At 50.8% G+C, this 22,533-nt stretch carries 16 protein-coding genes; 10 read left to right on the forward strand and 6 right to left on the reverse strand.

Annotation, left to right across the window (positions count from 1 at the left end; all coding sequences use genetic code 11):
* Nucleotides 1–8 precede the first annotated feature (8 nt).
* From QWF21_RS15665 to sucD, 5 genes are all read left to right on the forward strand, one after another.
* On the forward strand, nucleotides 9–728 hold the full coding sequence (locus QWF21_RS15665) for a succinate dehydrogenase iron-sulfur subunit (protein ID WP_330088987.1): 720 nt from the start codon (nucleotides 9–11) through the stop codon (nucleotides 726–728).
* Between the two features lie 110 nt (nucleotides 729–838).
* Complete coding sequence (locus QWF21_RS15670; RefSeq protein ID WP_330088988.1) at nucleotides 839–3,667, forward strand: 2-oxoglutarate dehydrogenase E1 component; 2,829 nt, start codon at nucleotides 839–841, stop codon at nucleotides 3,665–3,667.
* Nucleotides 3,664–5,196, forward strand: a complete 1,533-nt coding sequence (gene odhB / locus QWF21_RS15675; RefSeq protein ID WP_330088989.1) for a 2-oxoglutarate dehydrogenase complex dihydrolipoyllysine-residue succinyltransferase — start codon at nucleotides 3,664–3,666, stop codon at nucleotides 5,194–5,196. The genes QWF21_RS15670 and odhB overlap by 4 nt, the downstream gene beginning before the upstream one ends.
* 271 nt (nucleotides 5,197–5,467) lie before the next feature.
* Nucleotides 5,468–6,634 carry an ADP-forming succinate--CoA ligase subunit beta gene (gene sucC / locus QWF21_RS15680; protein ID WP_330088990.1) on the forward strand — a complete coding sequence of 389 codons (1,167 nt, stop codon included), beginning with the start codon at nucleotides 5,468–5,470 and terminating at the stop codon, nucleotides 6,632–6,634.
* Nucleotides 6,634–7,506 (forward strand): succinate--CoA ligase subunit alpha, encoded by an 873-nt coding sequence (sucD, locus tag QWF21_RS15685; protein ID WP_330088991.1) that lies wholly within the window; start codon nucleotides 6,634–6,636, stop codon nucleotides 7,504–7,506. Before sucC ends, sucD begins: the two co-directional genes overlap by 1 nt.
* Nucleotides 7,507–7,629: 123 nt before the next feature.
* On the opposite strand, the gene QWF21_RS15690 is transcribed toward sucD, so the two are convergent.
* From QWF21_RS15690 to QWF21_RS15700, 3 genes are read right to left on the reverse strand one after another with little or no spacing between them, the layout of a single operon-like run.
* Nucleotides 7,630–8,112, reverse strand: coding sequence for an OmpA family protein (locus QWF21_RS15690; protein ID WP_330088992.1), 483 nt, complete (start codon nucleotides 8,110–8,112; stop codon nucleotides 7,630–7,632).
* Between the two features lie 32 nt (nucleotides 8,113–8,144).
* Complete coding sequence (locus QWF21_RS15695) at nucleotides 8,145–9,386, reverse strand: diguanylate cyclase domain-containing protein (protein ID WP_330088993.1); 1,242 nt, start codon at nucleotides 9,384–9,386, stop codon at nucleotides 8,145–8,147.
* Entirely contained in the window at nucleotides 9,383–10,192 is an 810-nt protein-coding gene (locus QWF21_RS15700) for a YfiR family protein (RefSeq protein ID WP_330088994.1), read from the reverse strand. The genes QWF21_RS15695 and QWF21_RS15700 overlap by 4 nt, the downstream gene beginning before the upstream one ends.
* 68 nt (nucleotides 10,193–10,260) lie before the next feature.
* Here QWF21_RS15700 and glnS point away from each other — a divergent pair, with 68 nt between their 5' ends.
* Complete coding sequence (gene glnS / locus QWF21_RS15705; protein ID WP_330088995.1) at nucleotides 10,261–11,925, forward strand: glutamine--tRNA ligase; 1,665 nt, start codon at nucleotides 10,261–10,263, stop codon at nucleotides 11,923–11,925.
* A gap of 58 nt (nucleotides 11,926–11,983) precedes the next feature.
* Here glnS and QWF21_RS15710 read toward each other — a convergent pair whose 3' ends face one another.
* Nucleotides 11,984–12,184: a DUF3185 family protein gene (locus QWF21_RS15710; protein WP_330088996.1), complete on the reverse strand. Its 201-nt coding sequence runs from the start codon at nucleotides 12,182–12,184 to the stop codon at nucleotides 11,984–11,986.
* A 143-nt stretch (nucleotides 12,185–12,327) separates the two neighbouring features.
* Between QWF21_RS15710 and QWF21_RS15715 the strand changes: the two genes are divergently transcribed.
* From QWF21_RS15715 to efp, 4 genes are read left to right on the forward strand one after another with little or no spacing between them, the layout of a single operon-like run.
* Nucleotides 12,328–12,867, forward strand: coding sequence for a hypothetical protein (locus QWF21_RS15715; protein WP_330088997.1), 540 nt, complete (start codon nucleotides 12,328–12,330; stop codon nucleotides 12,865–12,867).
* 2 nt (nucleotides 12,868–12,869) lie between these two features.
* The gene (locus tag QWF21_RS15720; RefSeq protein ID WP_330088998.1) at nucleotides 12,870–13,244 is read left to right on the forward strand and encodes a hypothetical protein; all 375 of its coding nucleotides are present in this window, start codon (nucleotides 12,870–12,872) and stop codon (nucleotides 13,242–13,244) included.
* On the forward strand, nucleotides 13,244–14,407 hold the full coding sequence (gene earP / locus QWF21_RS15725) for an elongation factor P maturation arginine rhamnosyltransferase EarP (RefSeq protein ID WP_330088999.1): 1,164 nt from the start codon (nucleotides 13,244–13,246) through the stop codon (nucleotides 14,405–14,407). Before QWF21_RS15720 ends, earP begins: the two co-directional genes overlap by 1 nt.
* A 21-nt stretch (nucleotides 14,408–14,428) precedes the next feature.
* Nucleotides 14,429–14,989 (forward strand): elongation factor P, encoded by a 561-nt coding sequence (efp, locus tag QWF21_RS15730; protein ID WP_330089023.1) that lies wholly within the window; start codon nucleotides 14,429–14,431, stop codon nucleotides 14,987–14,989.
* A gap of 57 nt (nucleotides 14,990–15,046) precedes the next feature.
* Here efp and QWF21_RS15735 read toward each other — a convergent pair whose 3' ends face one another.
* Together QWF21_RS15735 and QWF21_RS15740 are read right to left on the reverse strand one after the other, a co-directional pair.
* Complete coding sequence (locus tag QWF21_RS15735) at nucleotides 15,047–15,961, reverse strand: GGDEF domain-containing protein (protein ID WP_330089000.1); 915 nt, start codon at nucleotides 15,959–15,961, stop codon at nucleotides 15,047–15,049.
* Nucleotides 15,962–15,980: 19 nt separating this feature from the next.
* Nucleotides 15,981–22,529, reverse strand: coding sequence for a response regulator (locus tag QWF21_RS15740; protein WP_330089001.1), 6,549 nt, complete (start codon nucleotides 22,527–22,529; stop codon nucleotides 15,981–15,983).
* Nucleotides 22,530–22,533 lie beyond the last annotated feature (4 nt).

The following is a 22,533-nucleotide window of genomic DNA, read 5'->3' on the forward strand; positions in this document are numbered from 1 at the left end:
GCAATGCGATGAAGAAGTTAGTATTCTCCGTCTATCGTTACAACCCTGATGTCGACAATGCGCCGCGCATGCAGGATTACACGCTGGACAACCCGGAAGGCCGGGACATGATGGTGCTGGATGCGCTGTTAAAGCTAAAAGAGCAGGACCCAACTTTGTCGTTCCGTCGCTCGTGCCGTGAAGGGGTTTGTGGCTCCGACGGTTTGAACATGAATGGTAAAAATGGTCTGGCTTGTATTACGCCTTTGTCTGCGGTTGGTTTAAAAGGCGGCAAGATAGTCATCCGTCCTTTACCCGGCTTGCCGGTGGTGCGCGATCTGGTGGTGGATATGAGCCAGTTCTATACCCAGTACGAGAAAGTGAAGCCTTATCTGATTAACGACAGCAAGCTGCCACCTGCCGGTGAATTTTTGCAGTCGCCGGAAGAGCGCGCTAAGCTGGATGGTTTGTACGAGTGTATCTTGTGTGCGTGTTGTTCGACCTCGTGCCCATCATTTTGGTGGAACCCGGATAAGTTCATTGGCCCGGCGGGCTTGTTGCATGCCTACCGCTTCCTGGCGGACAGCCGTGATACCGCGACCGAACAGCGTTTGAACGACCTGGATGATGCTTTCAGCGTATTCCGTTGCCATGGTATTATGAATTGTGTCAATGTTTGTCCTAAGGGGCTGAATCCGACCAAGGCTATTGGTCAGATTAAATCCATGTTGTTGAGCCGGGCGCTGTAAAGCGCCCCTTTTGAGCAAGTAACTGATGCAAGCATAAAAATAACAGTAACTTAGACTATACTGTTATTTTTTTGCGGTTTTTCCAGGTGCGCAGAAATAAGGGAAACTAAATGCACGAAGGTGTGATGAAGGCGTGGTTAGAGTCGTCTCATCTGGGCGGTGGCAACATGGCCTATGTGGATGAGCTCTATGAATCCTACTTGGCGGAACCTACCAGTGTAGGGGACGAGTGGCGTGAGTTTTTCGCTCAGTTGCCAAAGCTTGATGGTGTTGATCTGGAAGTGCGGCACTCGGATATCCGACAGCAGTTTGCTGAGCTTGCACGCAATAAACATCGTGAAGTGGTCACGGTGCCGGGCAGTCAATCGGCCGATTTGCGTCAGGTTAAAGTATTGCAATTGATCAATTCCTATCGTTTCCGTGGGCATCAGCATGCCCGGTTGGATCCTTTGGATCTATGGAAGCAGCCACGGGTTCGCGATCTCGAGTTGTCGCATCACGAACTGTCTGAAGCTGATTACGATACTGAGTTCCATGTTGGATCATTCGCCGGCGGCCCGGAAACGATGAAATTGGGCGATTTGCACAAGGCCCTGGAGAAAACCTACTGCGGCTCCATTGGTGCCGAGTACATGCACATCGTGTCTACTGATGAAAAACGCTGGATCCAACAGCGCCTGGAAAGTATTCATTCCACCCCTGATTTCGATAAAGACAGCAAAAGCCGGATTTTAAAAGATCTGATTGCTGCCGATGGCCTGGAAAAATACCTGGGTTCTAAGTTCCCGGGAGCCAAGCGGTTTGGTCTGGAGGGTGGCGATGCCATGATCCCGATGCTGAAAACCATGATCCATCGTGCTGGTGAGCAGGGCGCGAAAGATTGTGTGATTGGTATGGCGCACCGTGGCCGTCTGAATACTCTGATCAATGTCTTGGGCAAAAACCCGTCGGATTTGTTCGATGAGTTTGCCGGCAAGTACACCGTAGTGGGTGCCGGCGATGTGAAGTACCATATGGGCTTCTCATCCGATTTTGCCACCAAAGGTGGTAATGTGCATTTGGCATTGGCCTTTAACCCGTCGCATCTGGAGATTGTGAACCCTGTGGTGATGGGCTCCGTTCGTGCCCGCTTGGACCGTCGTGGTTGCAGCGACGGCTCTTTGGCCTTGCCAATTACCATCCATGGTGACTCAGCCTTTGCCGGTCAGGGTGTGGTGGCAGAAACCTTCAATATTTCACAAACCCGTGCCTTTAAAGTGGGCGGTACCGTTCGCATTGTGATTAATAACCAGGTTGGTTTTACTACCTCAAAGCGCGAAGATACCCGCTCTACCGAATACTGTACCGATATTGCCAAGATGGTACAGGCACCGATTTTCCACGTGAACGGCGATGATCCGGAAGCCGTGGTGCTGGTGGCACAATTGGCGGTGGATTACCGCAATACCTTTAAGCGTGACGTGGTGATTGACCTGGTCTGTTACCGCCGTAATGGTCACAACGAAGCGGATGAGCCGAACGCAACCCAGCCGCTGATGTACCAAAAGATTAAGAAGCACCCAACGCCGCGTGAGCTTTATGCTGAAAAACTAACCAAGCAAGGCTTGCTCAGCGACGATGATGTCAAAGCCATGATGGCCAATTACCGTGATGCGCTGGATAAAGGCGACTGCGTGGTGGATGAGTGGCGTCAGATGGATCACACCAGCTCGGTGGATTGGACTCCTTTCCTGAATCATGATTGGGATTCTGATTACGATGCCAGTATGAGCGTCGAAGCTCTGGTTGCTTTAGGCGAGAAAGCCATTGATGTACCTGCCAGCCATGCGCTGCAGCGTCAGGTGGGCCGGGTCTATGAAGATCGTGCTAAGATGCTGCAGGGCGAGAAGAAGATCGACTGGGGCTTTGCTGAAATTCTGGCCTATGCCTCTGTGGTGAATGAAGGCAGCCGCATTCGTATTGTAGGCCAGGACTCTGGCCGTGGCACCTTCTTCCATCGCCATGCGGTATTGCACAATCAGACCGATGGCAGCACCTATGTGCCGCTGGAGCATATTTCTGACGAGCAAGGCCCGTTCCAGGTGTACGATTCTGCCTTATCGGAAGAGGCCGTCTTGGCGTTTGAGTATGGCTACGCCACCGCTGAGCCGCGGGCTTTGGTGATCTGGGAAGGTCAGTTTGGTGACTTTGCCAACGGTGCCCAGGTGGTGATTGATCAGTTCCTCAGTTCTGGTGAGCAAAAATGGGGCCGGCTTTGTGGCTTAACCCTGTTGTTGCCACATGGTTATGAAGGGCAGGGCCCGGAACACTCTTCAGCGCGTCTGGAGCGTTTCCTGCAGTTGTGTGCTGATCACAACATGCAAATTTGTATCCCGACTACACCGGCGCAGGTCTTTAATATGTTGCGCCGCCAGCAGGTTCGGCCTATGCGTCGTCCACTGATTGTGATGTCACCTAAATCCTTACTGCGGCATCCGCTAGCTACTTCTACACTTGAAGAGCTGGCATCTGGCCGCTACCTGAATGTGATTGGTGAGATTGATGACATCAAACCAGCCGATGTGAAGCGGGTGGTATTCTGCAGTGGTAAGGTGTATTTCGAGCTGCTGGAAGAACGTCGTAAGCGCGAAATTACCGATATTGCCATTGTCCGGGTGGAACAGTTGTATCCATTCCCACATGAAGAAATGGAACAAATCCTGTCGCAGTACAGCCATGTCACCGATTATGTCTGGTGTCAGGAAGAGCCGCAAAACCAGGGCGCCTGGTACTGCAGCCAGCATCATTTCCGTGCAGCCATTGGCAAAGCTGGCTATCTGACTTATGCCGGCCGTGAAGCTTCTTCGTCGCCAGCTGTTGGCTATTTGTCGGTGCATAACAAGCAGCAGCAGGCGCTGATTAACGACGCATTGACACTGAATCACGAGGAAAAACAATGACAGATATTAAAGTACCTGTATTGCCGGAGTCTGTTGCTGATGCCACTGTTGCCAAGTGGCATGTGGCAGAGGGCGATTCCGTGAGCCGTGATCAAATCGTGGTGGATATCGAAACCGATAAAGTGGTGCTGGAAGTGGCTGCGCCGGATGATGGCGTGATCGATTCCATTAAGCATCAGGAAGGCGACACGGTAACCGCCGAGCAAGTGCTTGCAACCCTGAGTGCTGGTAGCAAAGCTGCTGGCAATACCAAATCCTCTGCTGCATCCAGCCCAAATGACGATGCTGCAGAACCCTCTCAATCTGAACAATCCGCAAAAGGTGAACAAGTGGACATTCAAGTACCTGTACTTCCTGAATCCGTTGCTGATGCAACCATCGCAACCTGGCATGTTAAGCCAGGTGAAGCTGTGACCCGCGACCAGGTGCTGGTCGATATTGAAACCGACAAAGTGGTACTGGAAGTGGTGGCTCAGGCCGATGGCGTGATGGGCGACATTCTGGAAGATACCGGTGCGACCGTACAGGCCGAACAAGTGATTGGTAAGCTGGAAGCCGGTGCTGCACCTGCCAAGAGCGACAGCAAAGCGGAAGCAAAAGCGGACGACAAAGCCGACAGCAAAGCAGATGCCGATGACAGCAGTGATGATGCGCTGAGCCCGTCTGTGCGTCGTCTGATTGCGGAAAAAGGCCTGGATGCCAGCAAAATCAAAGGCAGTGGCAAAAATGGCCGCATTACCAAAGAAGATGTAGAGAAGCACCTGGCCTCTGCCGGCAGCAAAGAAGCAGCAAAACCTGCAGCAGCAGCGCCAACTGCTGTAACAGGCGATCGTACGCAAAAACGGGTACCGATGACGCGGCTGCGTAAAACCATTGCCAACCGTTTGCTGGAAGCGAAAAACTCGACTGCCATGTTGACTACTTTCAACGAAGTGAACATGAAGCCGATTATGGATCTGCGTAAGCAGTACCAGGATGTGTTTGAAAAGCGTCACGGCATTCGTTTAGGCTTTATGTCCTTCTATGTTAAAGCAGTGACTGAAGCTCTGAAGCGCTTCCCTGAAGTCAATGCCTGCATTGATGGTGACGATATTGTCTATCACAACTACTTTGACATCAGCATTGCGGTCTCCACACCGCGTGGTTTGGTGACGCCGGTACTGCGTGACTGCGACAAGATGAATCTGGCGGAAATTGAAAAAGCCATTAAAGATCTGGCCATCAAAGGCCGCGATGGCAAATTGTCGATGGACGATTTGCAAGGTGGTAATTTCACCATCACCAACGGTGGTGTTTTTGGCTCCCTGATGTCGACGCCAATCATCAACCCACCACAGTCTGCTATCCTTGGAATGCATAAGATCCAGGATCGCGCCATGGTGGTAGACGGCAAGATTGAAATCCTGCCAATGATGTATCTGGCATTGTCGTACGATCACCGTATTATTGATGGCAAAGAGTCGGTCGGTTTCCTGGTAACCATCAAAGAGTTGCTGGAAGATCCAACCCGCATTCTGCTGGATATCTAATCGCAGAGTGGTTGGTCCCGGCAAGGTTGCTGACCTTGCCGTGTTACGAGCAGTCCATGGTGACTGCTCGTTTTGTCTTGCTAAAAGCCATTTCTGTTTGGTTGTCGCTGTTTCAGATCTGGCTGATTATGCCAAAAAGTTGCGAAATAATGCCGCAGTTAGACGTCTGTAGCATTTCGAATCAGGCAGTGAAGCGCTATACTATGCGCCGATCTGTAGGTCAGGCTGTGCCAGTAGGCCAGCTTTCATTTTTAAATAACGGAAAATAGCCATGAATTTGCACGAGTATCAGGCAAAACAGCTGTTCCGCGAGTACGGATTACCAGTCTCTGAAGGCTTTGCGGAGGAAACTCCTCAAGCCGCTGCTGAAGCTGCAGACCGTATTGGTGGCAATCGCTGGGTCGTTAAAGCACAGGTTCACGCTGGTGGCCGCGGTAAAGCGGGTGGTGTGAAACTGGTTTCTTCCAAAGAAGAAATTCGTAATTTTGCGCAGCATTGGCTGGGCAAGAACCTGGTGACCTACCAAACTGATGAGAAAGGCCAGCCGGTCAGCAAAATCCTGGTTGAGTCCTGCACCGATATCGAAAAAGAGCTGTATCTGGGTGCCGTGGTTGACCGTGCCAGCCGTCGTATTGTCTTTATGGCATCGACTGAAGGTGGTGTGGATATCGAGAAAGTGGCGGAAGAAACGCCAGAGAAAATCATCAAAGTAGCGGTTGATCCTTTGGTAGGCGCTCAGCCGTTCCAGGCGCGTGAAATTGGCTTTAAGCTGGGCCTGACACCTGAGCAAATCAAGCAGTTCACCAAAATCTACCTGGGCCTGGCGCAGATGTTTGTCGATCTGGACATCGCCCTGATCGAAGTCAACCCATTGGTGATTACCTCCAACGGCAACCTGCACTGTCTGGATGCGAAGCTGGTGGTAGACAGCAATGCACTGTACCGTCAGCCTAAACTGCGTGATTTCCACGATCCATCACAAGAAGATGAGCGTGAAGCCCGTGCCGCCCAGTGGGAACTGAACTACGTAGCGCTGGAAGGTAACATTGGCTGTATGGTGAATGGTGCAGGTCTTGCGATGGGTACCATGGACATCGTCAAGCTAAGCGGTGGTAAGCCAGCCAACTTCCTGGACGTTGGTGGTGGTGCGACCAAAGAGCGTGTTTCCGAAGCCTTTAAAATCATTTTGTCTGACTCTGCAGTGAAAGCTGTTTTCGTCAATATCTTTGGTGGCATTGTACGCTGTGACATGATCGCTGAAGGCATCATTGGTGCTGTGGAAGAAGTGGGTGTGAATGTCCCTGTAGTGGTGCGTTTAGAAGGCAACAATGCTGAACTGGGCGCGAAAAAACTGCAAGAGAGCGGACTGAACATCATTGCAGCCAACTCGCTGAGCGAAGCCGCTCTGGCGGTGGTTAAAGCTGCTGGAGGCAACTAATGAGCATTCTGATTAATAAAGACACCAAGGTGATCTGTCAGGGTTTTACTGGCAGCCAGGGGACTTTCCACTCCACACAAGCTATCGAGTACGGTACTCAGATGGTTGGTGGTGTAAGTCCTGGTAAAGGTGGTTCTACTCACCTGGGCCTGCCGGTATTTAACACAGTGCGCGATGCGGTGGAAGCTACCGGCGCAACTGCGACTGTGATCTACGTACCTGCACCATTTTGTAAAGATGCCATCATTGAAGCGGCCGATGCCGGTATTGAGCTGATCGTTTGTATCACTGAAGGGATCCCAACCATCGACATGCTGTTTGCCAAAGAGTACATCGACCGTAAAGGCGTGCGGATGATTGGTCCAAACTGCCCAGGCGTGATCACGCCGGACGAGTGCAAAATCGGCATCATGCCTGGCCATATCCACAAAGCTGGTAAAGTGGGCATTGTATCCCGCTCTGGTACTCTGACCTATGAAGCGGTTAAGCAAACCACTGACGAAGGTTTTGGCCAGTCTACCTGTGTGGGTATTGGTGGCGACCCAATCCCAGGCTCTAACTTCATTGATATTCTGAAGTTGTTTCAGGATGATCCGAAAACCGAAGCCATCGTGATGATCGGTGAAATCGGCGGTACGGCTGAAGAAGAAGCCGCTGCTTACATCAAAGAGCATGTAACTAAGCCTGTGGTATCTTACATTGCTGGTGTAACGGCTCCTCCGGGTAAGCGTATGGGCCATGCTGGCGCCATCATTTCTGGTGGTAAAGGTACTGCGGATGACAAGTTCCGTGCGCTGGAAGACGCTGGTGTGAAAACCGTCCGTTCTTTGGCCGATATCGGTAAAGCACTGCGCGAGCTGACTGGCTGGTAAGCTTATTTCTGCTTCGCATCAAAACCCGCTGACTTCAGCGGGTTTTTTATTTGTCATGAACAGAGAAAAAGATAAGCAAAGTGCTCTGCCAACTTGCAGGTTCTGCCAGGCTAGTATGTTTTTCTAAAAAGCGGGCCCGACAATAATTGAAACACGCCGGTTTTGTTCGCGCCCCTCCGCCGTCTGGTTGGATGCAACAGGGAAAGCGGTTCCCATCCCCTTGGTACTGAGCAACTGCTCAGGGGTACCCGCTCGCACAAAGACTTCGGCGACCCGGTCAGCCCGACGTTGCGACAGCTGCAGATTGTATTCTTCGTCACCCATTGCATCGGCATGCCCTTCAATTCGCAGGTTTTTAATACCTATCTGTTGCAAGGTTTTACTTAAACGATGGATCTCCGTTGTGCTCTCTGCTGAGAGTTGGTCTTGATCAAAGCCGAACAGCAAGAGTACCGATAGGTTCAGGACCCACTCATCACCAAAGGGTTCGAACCCTTCCTGCACTAAAACCCGCACTTGCTGACTGCTCAACCCTTTGGAAGTCTGACAGCCAGCCAGCAGCAGAATCACCATTGCAAGCAGATAAAAAGAATGTAGTTTTTTCATGAACATACTCCTGTAAAGTTCGTGTGGGCAGGTTATGGCTGCGGTAAGTTGTAGCCATTTCGGCCATTGCGTTTGACCTGGTACATGGCAGTGTCGGCTGTATGCATAAGCGTTTCTGCATCCTGACCATGCATGGGAAAACGAGCGACCCCTATGCTGATAGAAACCTGAACGGTGCCGTGTTCTGGCAACTGGATAGGTTGACTGACTTGCGCAATAATTTTTTCACAAAGAAGCTCAATATGCTCTGGCGATTCCGCGGCATCAATCAAAACACAAAACTCATCACCGCCCAGCCGCGCTATTAAATCGGTGTTCCGTAAGTGCTGTTGAATACGGTTTGCCAGGGTTTTCAACACTTCATCGCCGGCAGCATGACCATAAGTATCATTTACTGCTTTAAAACCATCGCCATCAATATACAAAATAGAGAGCTCGCCAGATTGGCGACTTGCCCGTTCTATGGCGCGCTGAAGAGCACTTTCAAAGAAGCTGCGATTACGGATCCCGGTCAGCGGGTCCTGGTACGCATGCTGTTGCAGTTCGCTGTGTGCTGCTTCTACAGTCATTTGCCATTGATTAAGTTCGTCCAGTAAAGCGTTAAAGTCAATCCGAAGCTGATCAATTTCCGCAATTTCACTGCGCGAAACCCGTTGGCTGAAGTCGCGTTTTGTTCTTACTTTGGAGGTTACTTTTGCCAGCTCTAACAGCGGTCTGCTCATCAAAGTGTGCAAATGTTGGGTACTCCATAACAGTAAGACTAAGGTGAAGCCAAGGCTTATCAGTAAGCTGATAAAGCCTTGTGATAAAAACAGCCTGATCCGTTCGCCCTCGGGCCACAGGGTAATGAACGCAATTGGCTCCTGCTGCATCATGATTGCTGTACTTTCAGGCTGCAGCAGCCAGTTAACGAGCTTTGCAAACAGGCTGTCAGGCGCTGCAGAAGGCTGCAGCTGCCAACTGATGTAGTCGCTACCGTCAGGTAAGGTTATTTGCGCTTTGGCAACATCTGCATCGCTTAGTAAGTGAGCCAGTTGCTCGGCAACGACTTCCTGGTCATCAAAGAAAACGGCGGCTTCTATGGTGACAGCCGTTGAACGCGCTACCAGCTGTAAATTCATTTGCGCGAAAGCAGTAAGTTTCTTAATGCCGATGCTACTAAATATGATCGCCAGCGACAGAATGCTGATCAGCATGACCAGCAGGGTATTCTTAATGTAAATGCGCTGTAGCGATGGCAATGGCGCTGTTTTATTTCGACGCACAATCTTCATAAGCCACTCCTGTGCTGTCCTAAACGCAGCACACTCGGGTGGATCCTGACGGTACTGCGGGATACGGCATCAAGGTTGATTTTAAAGGTGGCTTTGTCATCGCTGATCGTAAAGCAAAACATCCCGCCAATGCTGCACTGCTCGTTTTCTTCCTCGATGGTGATTACTGCTGAATCGCCTACCGCAGCATACAAGTCACTGTAAAACCCGCTTGCCAAAGCACCTAAATAATACAGGTGGCATCTTGTGGTTTGTGCCAGTACTTGCTCCATCGAGACGGTTTTACTGACTACAGGGACATCGCCAATATAATGCGTAGCATGCAGTAAGATATCAGCGTGTTTTACATCCCCAACCACACAAATATCCACTTGCTGCGGAGATTCTGGCCAGCGACTGTAACGAATAATGCCAAGCACCAAAGCAGCGACTTGCTCAGAGATGGGCATCAGGTTGGGAGCTTGCTCAACAGACGGTGATGCGGCGAATACCTTAGTTCCTGTTGTAATTAATAAAAACAGGCCAAGTGATGATAAGACAACTTTAAAACGCGGGCTTACATAGTGGAATATCACTGCATCATCCATTATTTGAGTGAAAATACTGTCCTTACACTCCTGCCTATACCATAGTGTATCGGTTGGCTGCTCGCAAGCTTTAGCTTCTGTAGCCGGGTTTTTTGAGCCTGTCTTCGTCAAGCATCCAATGCGGTTATGAGCTGCGCATTCTTTAGGGCAGCTTTGTCCTTGTTGTAACCACTGTTCTTTAATATCGGTTATTTTATTCTGGAGAATAGCCAGCCGCAAAGCTGGTGTTATAATGCCTGCAATCAGTGGCTGCCGATGCAGTATATTTTCAGAGGAAGTGTAAAACTATGGCGGACGTAGATCATCGCCCCAGCAATTTTATTCGTCAAATTATTGATAAAGACTTAGCCAGTGGCAAGCACAGCTCGGTGCATACCCGTTTTCCGCCTGAGCCAAACGGCTTTTTACACATAGGCCATGCCAAATCCATTTGCCTGAACTTTGGCATTGCTGAGGATTATCAGGGCAGTTGCAATCTGCGATTTGATGATACCAACCCGGAAAAAGAAAACATCGATTTTGTTCACTCCATTCAGCAGGATGTGCGGTGGTTGGGATTTGAGTGGCAATCACCTGTCCATTATTCATCGGATTACTTTGAACAGTTGTATGGTTATGCAGTCGAGCTGATTCAAAAAGGCCTGGCGTATGTCTGCTTTCTCAATGCAGAGGATATGCGTGAATACCGCGGTAGCCTGACCAGGCCCGGCAAGCACAGTCCAACCCGCGATACCTCGCCGGAAGAAAACCTGGCCTTGTTTGAGAAAATGCGGGCTGGTGGCTTCAAAGAGGGCGAGTGCTCACTGCGGGCTAAGATTGATATGAGCTCGCCTTTTATCTGCATGCGTGATCCGGTGATTTACCGGGTGAAGTTTGCCCATCACCACCAGACCGGGGATAAATGGTGCATCTATCCGATGTACGACTTCACCCATTGTATTTCCGACGCACTGGAAGGCATTACTCACTCGCTGTGTACCCTGGAGTTTCAGGACAACCGCCGTTTGTACGACTGGATCCTGGACAACATCAGTATTGACTGTCACCCACAGCAGATTGAGTTTTCCCGTTTAAATCTGGAATACACCGTGATGAGCAAGCGCAAGCTGCAAACACTGGTAGAAAAACAGGTGGTGCAGGGCTGGGATGATCCACGGATGCCAACTATTGCTGGTTTGCGCCGTCGTGGTTACACACCAGAGTCGATTCGGGAATTTGCCAAGCGCATTGGTGTGACCAAACAAGACAACATTATAGAGATCAGCGCACTTGAGTCCTGCATCCGCGATGATTTAAATGCGCGGGCACCGCGCGCCATGGCGGTGTTGGAGCCACTGAAAGTGACCATCACCAATTACCCGGATAACGAGCTGCAGTGGCTGGATGTGCCCAATCATCCAAATGATGATAGTTTGGGACAGCGTCAGTTGCCCTTTGGCAAAGTGGTGTATATTGATCAGGCTGATTTCCGCGAAGAAGCCAACAAAAAATACAAGCGATTGGTCACTGGTGGTTGTGTGCGGCTTCGCAATGCCTATGTGATTCAGGCTGATGAGGTGGTGAAAGATGCTGATGGCAAGGTAATCGAACTGCTGTGTAGTTATTTGCCGGAAACTTTGGGAGAGAATCCTGCCGATGGCCGTAAGGTACGGGGAGTGATTCACTGGGTCGAAGCCAGCCAGGCCAAACCTGCTGAGTTTCGGGTGTACGATCGCCTTTTTAGCGTGCCAAACCCGGCGGCCGAAGATGATTTCCTTCTGTCCGTAAATCCAGAGTCTTTGTTAATCAAGCAAGGGCTGGTGGAGCCGTCTTTGCAGCAAGCTGTTGCCGGGCAAGCGTATCAGTTTGAGCGGGAAGGTTATTACTGCGCAGATAGTCAAGATTCAACCCCCCAGCAGTTGGTGTTTAACCGTACTGTCGGCTTACGCGATAGCTGGAGCGATGCGTCTTAACGCCGGGCTTTGATAGACAGGGCCATCCGGGTGATGGCCCTGTTCATAATGGAGGCCGTTAACGGCCTTTTCTAAGTAACAACCCAAGGCCAATAACGGCGGCTACAGTACCTGCAACTAAATACAATACTGTGTTATCGGTTGGGTTGCCGGTAATGACTTCGGTGATTTGTGAGGCGGTGGAGTTGTACTCGGTATAGGCAAAGTACAGTAAAATGGCTCCGGCTATCAGTGCAGCTACTCCAATAATACGTTGCATCCTGTTCTCCTTGATTAAAGTTAAAGCCTGGTCGAGCGTAGTAAAATTGCGTACTATTTTGAAAAGCTTAGCATGATATCCACTTTAGTGCTTGCTTGGGGAGATAACCCGCGCAATTGATTATCAGAATGGAGGCAACAGCCATGGGGTCCGGTCGGGACGAAAAAATAGAGCTGGAGCATGAGGCAGCCCGAATTTTTATGCGTTTGTATGAACGGCGCTTTGGCATCAAAATGCGTCATATCTGGCACAACGAGCCGCGCCGTCCCGATGTTTCCTGTTACTACGACGACCAAAAGCTGGATTTGGAGATTGCCCATTTGTATGGCAGTGAAGCTGAAGCCATGCATATTCTTGGGCGTGAGTTATCGCCACACACTCACCGGGAGTTGTTAACGCTGATGCGTATGCCGGCCGAAGCCCGCTTGGTGGCTGCGCTCAATAGCTTGCTGGCCAGTAAGGCGGAAAAACGTTACGACTCCGAGCGGGTCTGGCTGGTGATCCGGAATGCCAATCCACTTTGGACCAAAGATGAGATGTTGGCTCATTTCCCCAAATTACATCTGCCGAAACAGCACCCCTTTGAGCAGGTGTGGGTTATTGGAGACATGGCTGGAGAGTCCGGTTTGTTGGCGCTCTTTCCACCACAGCATCAGCCAGCCCCCCCTAAAAAAAGAGACTAATTATGCTGAGGATCTATCATCGTATTGCCACTATGATGCAGCCGGCTTTCTGGTTGATTTTAGTGTTGGCTGTGCTCAGTGGCGCTGCTTTTATCTGGCAGGTGCTGAGTGCGGAACAGCCGCATCAGAGCAGCGTATTGCTTTGGCTACTTGCGATGTTGGCGTCGCTTGGCTGCTTACTGGTGATCAAACTTTTTGTGCAACCAGCCCCAGAGCTGAATGCAAAAGCCGGCTTTTTCCAGCGGCTGAAAATACGCCTGATCCGTCTGGGTTACTACCTGTTAGCGCTGATGACTACTCTGATACTGCTGGCCATTGTATTGCTTGGTCTGCGGGTTGGCACAGGTGCTCTGCTTCGTTTGCTCTTGGGGCATTGATGATGCGCTGGGATATTTTTTGCCGGGTTATTGATAACTTTGGTGACATTGGCGTCTGTTGGCGCCTGGCGCGACAGTTGAGTTCTGAGCATGGCTGCAAAGTGCGACTTTGGGTGGATGATTTGCTTAGCTTTCAGCGTATCTGTGCCGAAGTGCAGCCCGGGCTAAGCCGGCAAGTGCTGACAGAAGGTGTCGAAGTGTGGCATTGGCAGCCTGAACCTGATGCCTTAATACAGCAAGCAGGTTGTGCCGAAGTGGTGATCGAAGCTTTTGCCTGTGAGTTGCCTGAAGGTTATCTGCACGCCATGGCGGCGGCACCGGTTAAGCCGGTTTGGTTAAATCTGGAATACTTGTCGGCAGAAAGCTGGGTGCTTGATTGTCATGCGCTGCCATCGCCACATCCAAGCTTGCCATTGCAGAAGCACTTTTTCTTTCCGGGCTTTTTGCCTGGTACGGGCGGCTTGCTGCGCGAAGGGCGTTTGATTGACGACATGACGGCCTGGCTGCAGCAAGGTGGCAAAAAGCGGTTGCTTGGCAAGCTTGGCATCGCCGAGCCAGAGCGCTATCAGCAGTTGATTTGCTTATTTGCCTATCGTCATTCAGAACTCTTGTCTTTGCTTTCCACTTGGGCGGAGCAGGAGGCGAGGCAGCTTTGTCTGGTGCCTGAGGGAGCTTTGGCAGATGAGTTACGAGCTTTGCTGCCTGAGCTAACCGCTCGTTCTTGGGTACAGCTGGGTAATACAACGCTGCAGGTGTTGCCTTTTATCAATCAGCAGCAGTTTGATCAGCTGCTATGGTGTGCTGATATCAATTTTGTGCGGGGTGAAGACTCATTAGTGCGCGCTATCTGGGCAGGTAAGCCTTTTGTCTGGCAGTTGTATCCTCAGGATGAGGATGCGCACCTGGACAAGTTGCAGGCATTTTGGCACTGTTTTGCAGCGGGGATGGAGGATGCGTTGCAGCAAGCCTTATGGCAATTCTGGTTGAACTGGAACCAGCAAGCGGCGCTGGTTGCTCCCTGGCAGCAATTGACCGGGCTACGACCCGAATGGCAATGGCATTGTCTGAAGTGGCGGGGTCAACTGTGCCAACAGGGGGATCTGGCAAAGAATCTGGTGCGTTTTGTTGAAAATAAATTTATACTAACGGCAAATTTTTCCTAGAAAGAAGAAGCTACTGTTATGATGAAAACTGCTCAAGAGCTGCGCGCTGGCCAGGTGATTATGGTTGGAAGCGAGCCAATGGTGATTTTGAAAGCGGAATACAACAAATCTGGCCGCAACTCAGCTGTGGTTAAAATGAAGCTAAAGAACCTGCTGAACAGCCAGGGGACTGAGACCGTTTACCGGGCCGATGATAAGTTTGAGCAAGTGATTTTGGAAAACAAAGAAGTCACTTATTCCTACTACGCTGATCCTATGTATGTCTTTATGGATGAAGAGTACAACCAGTTCGAAGTGGAAGCCGAGAACATGGAAAGTGCATTAAAATACCTGGGTGATGGCATGCAGTGTACCTTGGTGTTCTATGGCGAGCGGCCAATTTCGGTAGATTTGCCTACCATAGTGGTGCGTGAAGTGGTGTATACCGAGCCAGCGGCTAAAGGGGATACCACCGGCAAAGTAATGAAACCAGCCAAACTGGATACTGGTTTTGAGCTGATGGTTCCAGCATTCGTTGAAACCGGTGATCGTATTGAAATTGATACCCGCACCGATGAATACCGCAGTCGGGCGAAAAGTTAAACACCGACATTGGCAACAACAAAGGAGCTTCGGCTCCTTTTTTGTTGCCGGACCTTGCTAGCCCAACCAACGCACACGATTTTTTCCGCATTGTTTGGCTTGATACAACATAGCATCTGCTTGCTTGATTGCATCGAGAGGTTCCTGATACAGACTGGGCTGGCAACTGATCCCACCAGCACTTAAAGTGACTATGTTGCTCACCGGGGAGTAATCATGGGGTAATTGCAAGTCTTCGACAGCTTGCAAACATTGCTCAATCAGTTGGCGACTGCCCTGGTCGTCACTTTCTGGCAGTAAGAGTACAAACTCTTCACCGCCATACCTGGCAATAAAGTCGTTTGGCCGCTTCAGGCTGTCTTTGAGCCGGTGTGCAATCTGGTGCAATACCTTATCGCCCGCGGCATGGCCGTAATGATCGTTGTATTCTTTAAAGTGATCAATATCCAGCATCACGATGCTGAGCGTGCTGTGCTGACGCAGTGCTGAACGCCAATACTGGTCAAGCACCTGATCGTATTTACGGCGGTTGGCAATTCCTGTCAGAGGGTCGATGTGGGCCAGTTGTTCCAGCATTTTCCGTTGCCTGGCCAATTGCAAGTGCAGCCGGACCCGAGCATGCACAATAGCGGCATGAAAGGGTTTGTAAATGTAATCGCAGGCTCCAAGCCGCAAGCCTTGCTCTTCGTGACTGCTATCATTTAAAGCGGTAATAAAGATGACCGGAATACTGCTGGTCTGGCTGTTGTGTTTGAGCTTTTTAATCAGCTCAAAACCACTGATGTCAGGCATCAGGACATCCAGCAGAATTAAATCTGGCTGATAGGCTTCTGCTTTACGAAAACCTTGTTCGGCTGATTGTGCCAGCATGATATCTGTATCCTGGCGCAGGATATCACCCAGAATTTTCAGATTGGTTTTTTGGTCATCGATAATCAAGACCAGTTGCTTGCGATGCGGTTGTTGATCCATGGCTCAGGCGACTTCCTTGCTACGCTGGTGGTAGTTGTTGCAACAGAGCTTGCAACAGGCGGTGCGCTTGCTCAAACTCCACATCAGCTACAGTATGGTTTAGTTGCTCAATCTTTGCTGCAAATTCAGAGTCTTTTGTTTGTGCGCAGAGTTGTGCCAGCAACTGCTCTGCAGCAAAGTCAGATTGTAGCAGTAAGGGTTCCAGTCGCTGCAGCTCTGCTCTGAGCTGGGATCTATCCAGCGATTTTTCTGCAGGTAAGTTCGTCTGGCTGACTTGCTGCTGCAAGGAGTCGAGCAGCGGTTGCAACAACGCCAGTACTTCTTCGATGCTGCTGGTATCTACTTCGTCCGACTGCAGCTTTGCTTCAAGTTGATTGCAGGCATCGGCCAGGCTAAAAGCGCCAATATAAGCGGCGGCAGCTTTAAGGGAGTGCATAGACCGCCGGAGTGCTTCAGTGTCGTGGGACTGCAACTGATGCCGGAGTTTGTCGGGCAGGGTTTTGTGTTCGTGGTAAAAAATATGCAGTAAGCTTGGGTAAATAGCCGCCTGTGATCCCAGGTTGACTCTGGCTCTGGTTTCATCCAGTAAGGCCGATGGCTTTTGGTACAGCATTGCACTGTCAGTTGATGTGTGGGAGGCAGGCTTGAGTGTAGCTTGTAGCAACTGCTGCAGCTTTTGGTACAGCAGCTCTGGCGCAATGGGTTTGGTCAGGTGGGCATTCATGCCAGCTGCCTGGCTACGCTCAATATCTTCTGGCAACGCATGTGCGGTCATGGCAAGAATTGGCAGCTCGGTAAGCCCCAGCTTCGTACGAATATGCCGACTAGCGGTCAGTCCATCCATTTCTGGCATCTGGATATCCATCAGGACCAAATCATAGCTATTTCTTTGCAGCAGTTGCAGTGCTACCAAGCCGTTTTCGGCACAGTCAATCTGAGCTGATGTTTCCTGGATAAACCCCAGAGCGACCTGTTGGTTGATGGGATGATCTTCTACCAGCAACAGCCGTTTGCCAGTTAGGTCAGGCACTGGTGTTGGCTCTGGTGGGATGCGACTGACGTTATCAATCTGGTTGGTAAACAGCAGTGGGCTCAGGGCATCCAGCAGCATGGAGTAATTGACAGGCTTCTCCAGGAACAGGTCAATACGAACATCCTGCAAACAGGCTTTGGCAGCAGCTTTGTCGTAGGCTGACACCATCAGGATGCGGGGGCTGCGAGCACCAAGCTTATGCTGGATAGAGCGACTGGTTTCAATACCATCCATACCAGGCATGCGCCAGTCCATCAGAATAAAATCATAATCCTCTCCACGACTGGCGGCTTTATCAACCCGTTCAATGGCATCCAGGCCATTGCTGCATTGCTCTGCCTGGACACCAAGCTCATCCAGTTGTTTTAATAAAACCATGCGGGTAAGCGCCATGTCGTCTACCACCAGGGCTTTGAGCTGCCGGGTTGCCAACCGTTTGCGCTGATGCTCGTACCCTTGTGCCGGAAGGTTTAGCTCAATGGTAAAGTAGAAGGTGGTGCCATAACCCGCTTCACTTTCCAGCCAGATCTCACCGGCCATCAGCTCACACAGCTGTTTGCAGATGCTAAGCCCAAGACCAGAGCCCCCGTATTTGCGTGTAATGGATTCATCAGCCTGATTAAAGGATTGAAACAGCTTACTTTGTTGCTGCTCTGTCATACCAATACCGGTGTCGGTGACCGAGCCATGCAGCTTGAAACGTTGCTGAGACAGAGGGGTGCCGTGCAGCATCAGGCAGACAGAGCCACTTTCGGTAAACTTAATGGCATTATTGAGCAGATTGACCAGCAATTGCTGGAGGCGAAGCGGGTCACCATTGAACTCATGTGGCAAATCCGATGAGAGATCGGATACCAGCTCCAGGCCCTTACTGTGCGCTTTTAACGCCGTCATATTGATGGCTTGCTGTACCACCGGGCTAAGCGCAAAGCGGGTATTTTCCAGCCGTAGTTTACCGGCTTCAATTTTGGAAAAGTCCAGAATATCATTGACCAGACTTAGCAACATTTCGCCAGAGCTGCGAATCTTACCCAGGGTATCCAATAATTCTGGCTCCGGACCGTGTTTTGTGGCCAGTCGGCTTAAACCGATCACTGCATTGATAGGGGTCCGTATTTCGTGACTCATCCTGGCCAGAAAAGCAGACTTTGCCTCGGTAGCTGCTTCGGCTTTAATCTTGGCATCTGCCAGCTCACGTGTTCTGTTGACCACTTTTTGTTCCAGGTTTTTATTCGCCTCCAGTAGTTGCTGCGATAACCGGGTATTTTCAAACAGGATGGCCGTTTGGTTAGCCAGCAATTGCAACACCTGAACACGCTCTTGCTGAAAAGCACCGACCAAATGTTGATGTTGCAGGTAGACCAGGCCCCGAAAGGTGGCATTGACAACAATAGGCAAACACAATACGGCACAGGGCGGCTGTTTCACATCATGAAAGAAAGTGGTTTGACTGGTGTCATTCAGCAAGCGACTTTTCATACTGCGCTGTACCAAGTTTAATAACTTTTGTGGCAGCGCCGGCGGCCCGTCCATCGTGGTTGCCTGCATCTCCAGTTGTTGTTCCGATAGCAGCAGCAGACAGCCATGATCAGCACCGGCATTCTCTACCATCAACAGCAGCATCCGTTGCAGATAGGCATGCAGATCAACCCGGCCAGTCAAAGCTTCTGCCGCTTTTAATACCGAGGCCAGATCAAGCTGCTGGTCGATGGCCGCAGCCTGACTGGCTTGCAACAGCGGATGTTGGCGTAGCTCTGGAAACTTAAGCAGCAGGTGCTCTGTTTTGGCAAAGGCCTGCCACTGTTGGTAAGCCCGCCAGGCTCTTGCTCTGTGTTCAAGCGCAAATGAATGCTGTTGCATGCTTTGCCAATAATCGGCAGCCAGCTCATGGGCCAGACCTGCATGCTGGGTAAAACCATGTTGCTCTGCCAGTTCAATGGCTTGCTGGTAGCTTTGCCAGGCCGAGGCCTGCTGGGCCAGGGCGGCTTCTTCTGCCTGCAGCAGCCGTACTTTGTGCAAATGGTTTTCCGGATTTTGTCTGGCCCAGTTCTCCAGCTTTTCTATACTGTGCTGCAGCTGTGTCTGCCACAGTGTTGCAGTTTCGCGGTCTGTTTGCTTGAGCAGACGAGCAGCAGTCAGGCCGCGAAAAAAATAAAACTCTGTCTGGTGATACAAAGCCAGGGCTACATCGACCAAGGGCTCGGCTTGCTGCAGGTGAGTCTGTTCATCACCGGTTGCAAACCACCAGGCTTGCATCAGTTTGATACAGTGATAGCAAAACAACAAAGTGCTATTTTGTGGCTGCTGCAGCTCCTCCAGTTGCGTGGACTCGGCAAAGGCTTCCCCTTCCAGCAAATGACCACTGCTGGCAGGGCCCTGCAAGGCCAGGGTGAGCTGATGCCAAAGTCTGGTAAAAGCCAGGTTGTATGGAAACTGCTTTTCTGTCAAAAACTGTATGCTTTGTTCACTTAGTTGCTGCACCTGTGTCAGAGGTTGACCGCTCATCACCCGGTAGAAGCTGGAGAACAGGGCAGAGTGGGCAGCGTACTCCAGTTGACCATCTTGCAAGCCAAGATGCTGGCTTGCTTCCAGCGCTTGCAATGACTCAGTCAAAGGGGCATTCCATGGCAATACAGCAGAGGCGCGCTGAAAGTTGAGCTGGGCACGGTATGTACCACCAAAGTCTGCATCGACTTGCAGTGCCAGATCAGCAAACTCGAGCGCTTTGCTGTATTGACCGAACAAAGCAATCAGGTTCATCGCATGGCCAAGGTAGCCAAGCGGAGAGGCGTTGCTGTGGCCCTGCGTTAAACTAAGTTTCATCAGGTGGTAGCTTACCGTCATGAAATGCAACGGACTGACGATGTATGCGACGGTAAAGAGGATCCCGAGGATTTGCATGCTCTGTAGCTGCACAGGATCCTGTACTTTGGCTTGTATGCGCAGGCGCTGAATAGCCGACGCATCGTACAATGAAAGCAGGGTTTCGTACTCCTGCACAATGTTCTGATGAATGTGGATCTCCAGACCCACTTCTTGCAGCTGCTGGCAGGCCAGCTCAAAGGCTTCTGACAATTGGTTTTGCGCAAACAGGATCAAAATCTGTTGCTGACAGTTCTGCATCCGAAGTACAGGGTCTTCACACAGTTCAACCAGTTGCTGACACCAAACCCAGGCTGCATCATACTGCTGAGTCAGATAGGCACTTTGCGACAGTCCGCGAAGCACCGCTGGTAGCAGTGGGTGTTGGGGGTGATGATCCTGCAGCAATTGCCAGCTCTGATTGCAGCATTGCAACGCACTGTGGTAGGCATTGCTGCTGAGCGCTTTTTGGCCTGCCAGTAAGTTTAACTGCGCCAAACGCTCGAAGCTCAGGTGCTCCAGGCTCAGCGGCAGGGCGGCATTGAAGTGTGGCAAATACTGCAACACTTCGGCATCTTGCTGCTGTGGAGGAAGCTGGTGGTAGTATTGCAAGGCAATTTGCAGATGCAGCTGTTTGAGAGTTTGTTCATCACTTAGCTGAAAAGCAGCTTGCTGCAAGCGATCGTGCGCGAAGCGAATACTTTCTATCTGTTGTCCATTGCTGCTGGTAAAAGCAATTAAAATGCCGGTGTTAATGGCAGCTGCGAGCTGATTTTCTAACTCAGAGACGGAGGTTTGAGCCAGTTGTGCTAACTGACTGAAATGCGCAGTCTCCCCCAGTAAGGCAATCCATTGAAATAAGCTCTGGGTCTCGGCAGGGAAGCGATGTAAGCGCTCTGCTGTGATTGCTGCATGGTTGTCGGTGATGTCCAACTGAGCAATGGCTTTGCTATCCCAGTGCCAGTGTCCGTTCAGATCGCATTGCAGCAAGTCCGTTTGATACAGTTTTTGCATCAGTTGCTTGAGATAAAATGGGTTGCCACTGGTTTTTTGCAGTAACAGCTCCGCCAAAATGTTTACTTCGGCCGGGGGTAATTGCAGGGTGTCAGCAACCAATTGCAAGGTAGCCTGGCTGGATAAAGGTTTTAGCGTTAAAGAGTGCTGTTGCATAGCTCCATGCTGCAATGACTGCAGGGTAAAGTGCAGTGGGTGCTTGTCGGTCACCTCATGATCGCGGTAGCTCAGCAGGAGCAGCAATCGCAAAGGTCCGGCTGCGCTGGCCAGTTGCTCCAACCAGCGAAGTGTGGCGCGATCAGCCCATTGCATATCATCCAGAAACAGGATCAGGTTATAACCGCGCTCTGTGACAAGCTGCAACAGCCTTAATGTAAGCCGATCAAAGCGTGCCAGCTGCGTCAGGCTGGTTGCTGAAGTGTCAGCTGTTGCAACAGGTTGCAACAATGGTTGCCACTCGGGTACCAGTTCACACAGGAGCTGACCATCTTCTGCTGCCGCTTGTTGCAACTGCTGCCGCCAGTGTTGTAATTCGCTATCAGGCTCTTGCAATATCACTTCGGCCAGTTGTGCAAAGACGGTCCTTAGAGCAGAAAAAAATCGCTCTTGCAGGTATTGATCGTGCTTGCCCTGCAGGAAAAAGGTTTGATGCCCTAATGTTTTAGGGTGCAACTGCTCAATCAAACTGGTTTTGCCAGCGCCGGAGTATCCGCGAACAGTAACCAACTGGCCCTGGGCTGTATCTTTTACCGCATGAAAGGCTTGAAACAAACTCGCTAAATCTTGTTCCCGTTCGTACAGTTGCTCTGGGAAGGGCAGTGCTTGCAGGCCGGAAAATACTGCTGGAGTGAAGCGCTGGTCATGGTCGGTTGGTTGCTGACAGCGATACAGATCCTCCAGCACTGCATCAATATTTTGATAGCGGCGATTCGGATCTTTTTGCAGCAGCGCTTGCACGATCAGGCTTAGCCGTACATCGCAATCTGCTTTCAGTTGATGCAAGGGCTGTGGCTCCTTGGCAATATGAGCATGGATAAGCGCCAAAGGTTCTTGCTGCTGAAATGGAAACTCATTCGCAATTAAGGCATAAGCCAATACACCAAAAGCGTAGAGATCGGCCCGCTGATCCAACGGGCAATGTACTCGCCCAGATGCTTCTGGTGCCAGGGTGCGGAGCTTTTGCAGCTCCAGAGCACTAAGGTTTTGAATGGGGTGGACTGCATGCAGGATCGAGGCTTGTGGACAACTGAGCAGGCAGGCCTGGTCGAGTGTATCGGACCAGAACAGAGCTTCTGCTTTGAGCTCTGTCAGTATATAGCCAGCCTTGTGGGCCTGTTGCAGTATAATAGCCAGGCTTTGTATGGCTATCAGCACCGGTTGCTGGCCTAGCTGGATCTGCTGTTGCACCTGATTAAAGCTGAGTGGGTATGGCGTGGCGGCGATCACCTGGTAGTGGTGCATGGCATCGGAAAAGGCAGCGAGGGTTTTGGCATTACTCCAATCTGGGCAAGGCAGTAATGTGTTTAGTTTTTGACCTTCAACTGGTGTTTGCAGCAGATAAACCTGGCCGAAAGTGGTGTGATTGGCCTGAAAAATGCGATGCGCCAAGCCCAGTGGGGTTAGCTCAATGATAGCACTGAATTCAGTAAGTTGGTGCATTGCA

Origin of the sequence: Alkalimonas mucilaginosa (assembly GCF_036327005.1) — a bacterium.
Taxonomy (GTDB): domain Bacteria; phylum Pseudomonadota; class Gammaproteobacteria; order Enterobacterales; family Alteromonadaceae; genus Alkalimonas; species Alkalimonas mucilaginosa.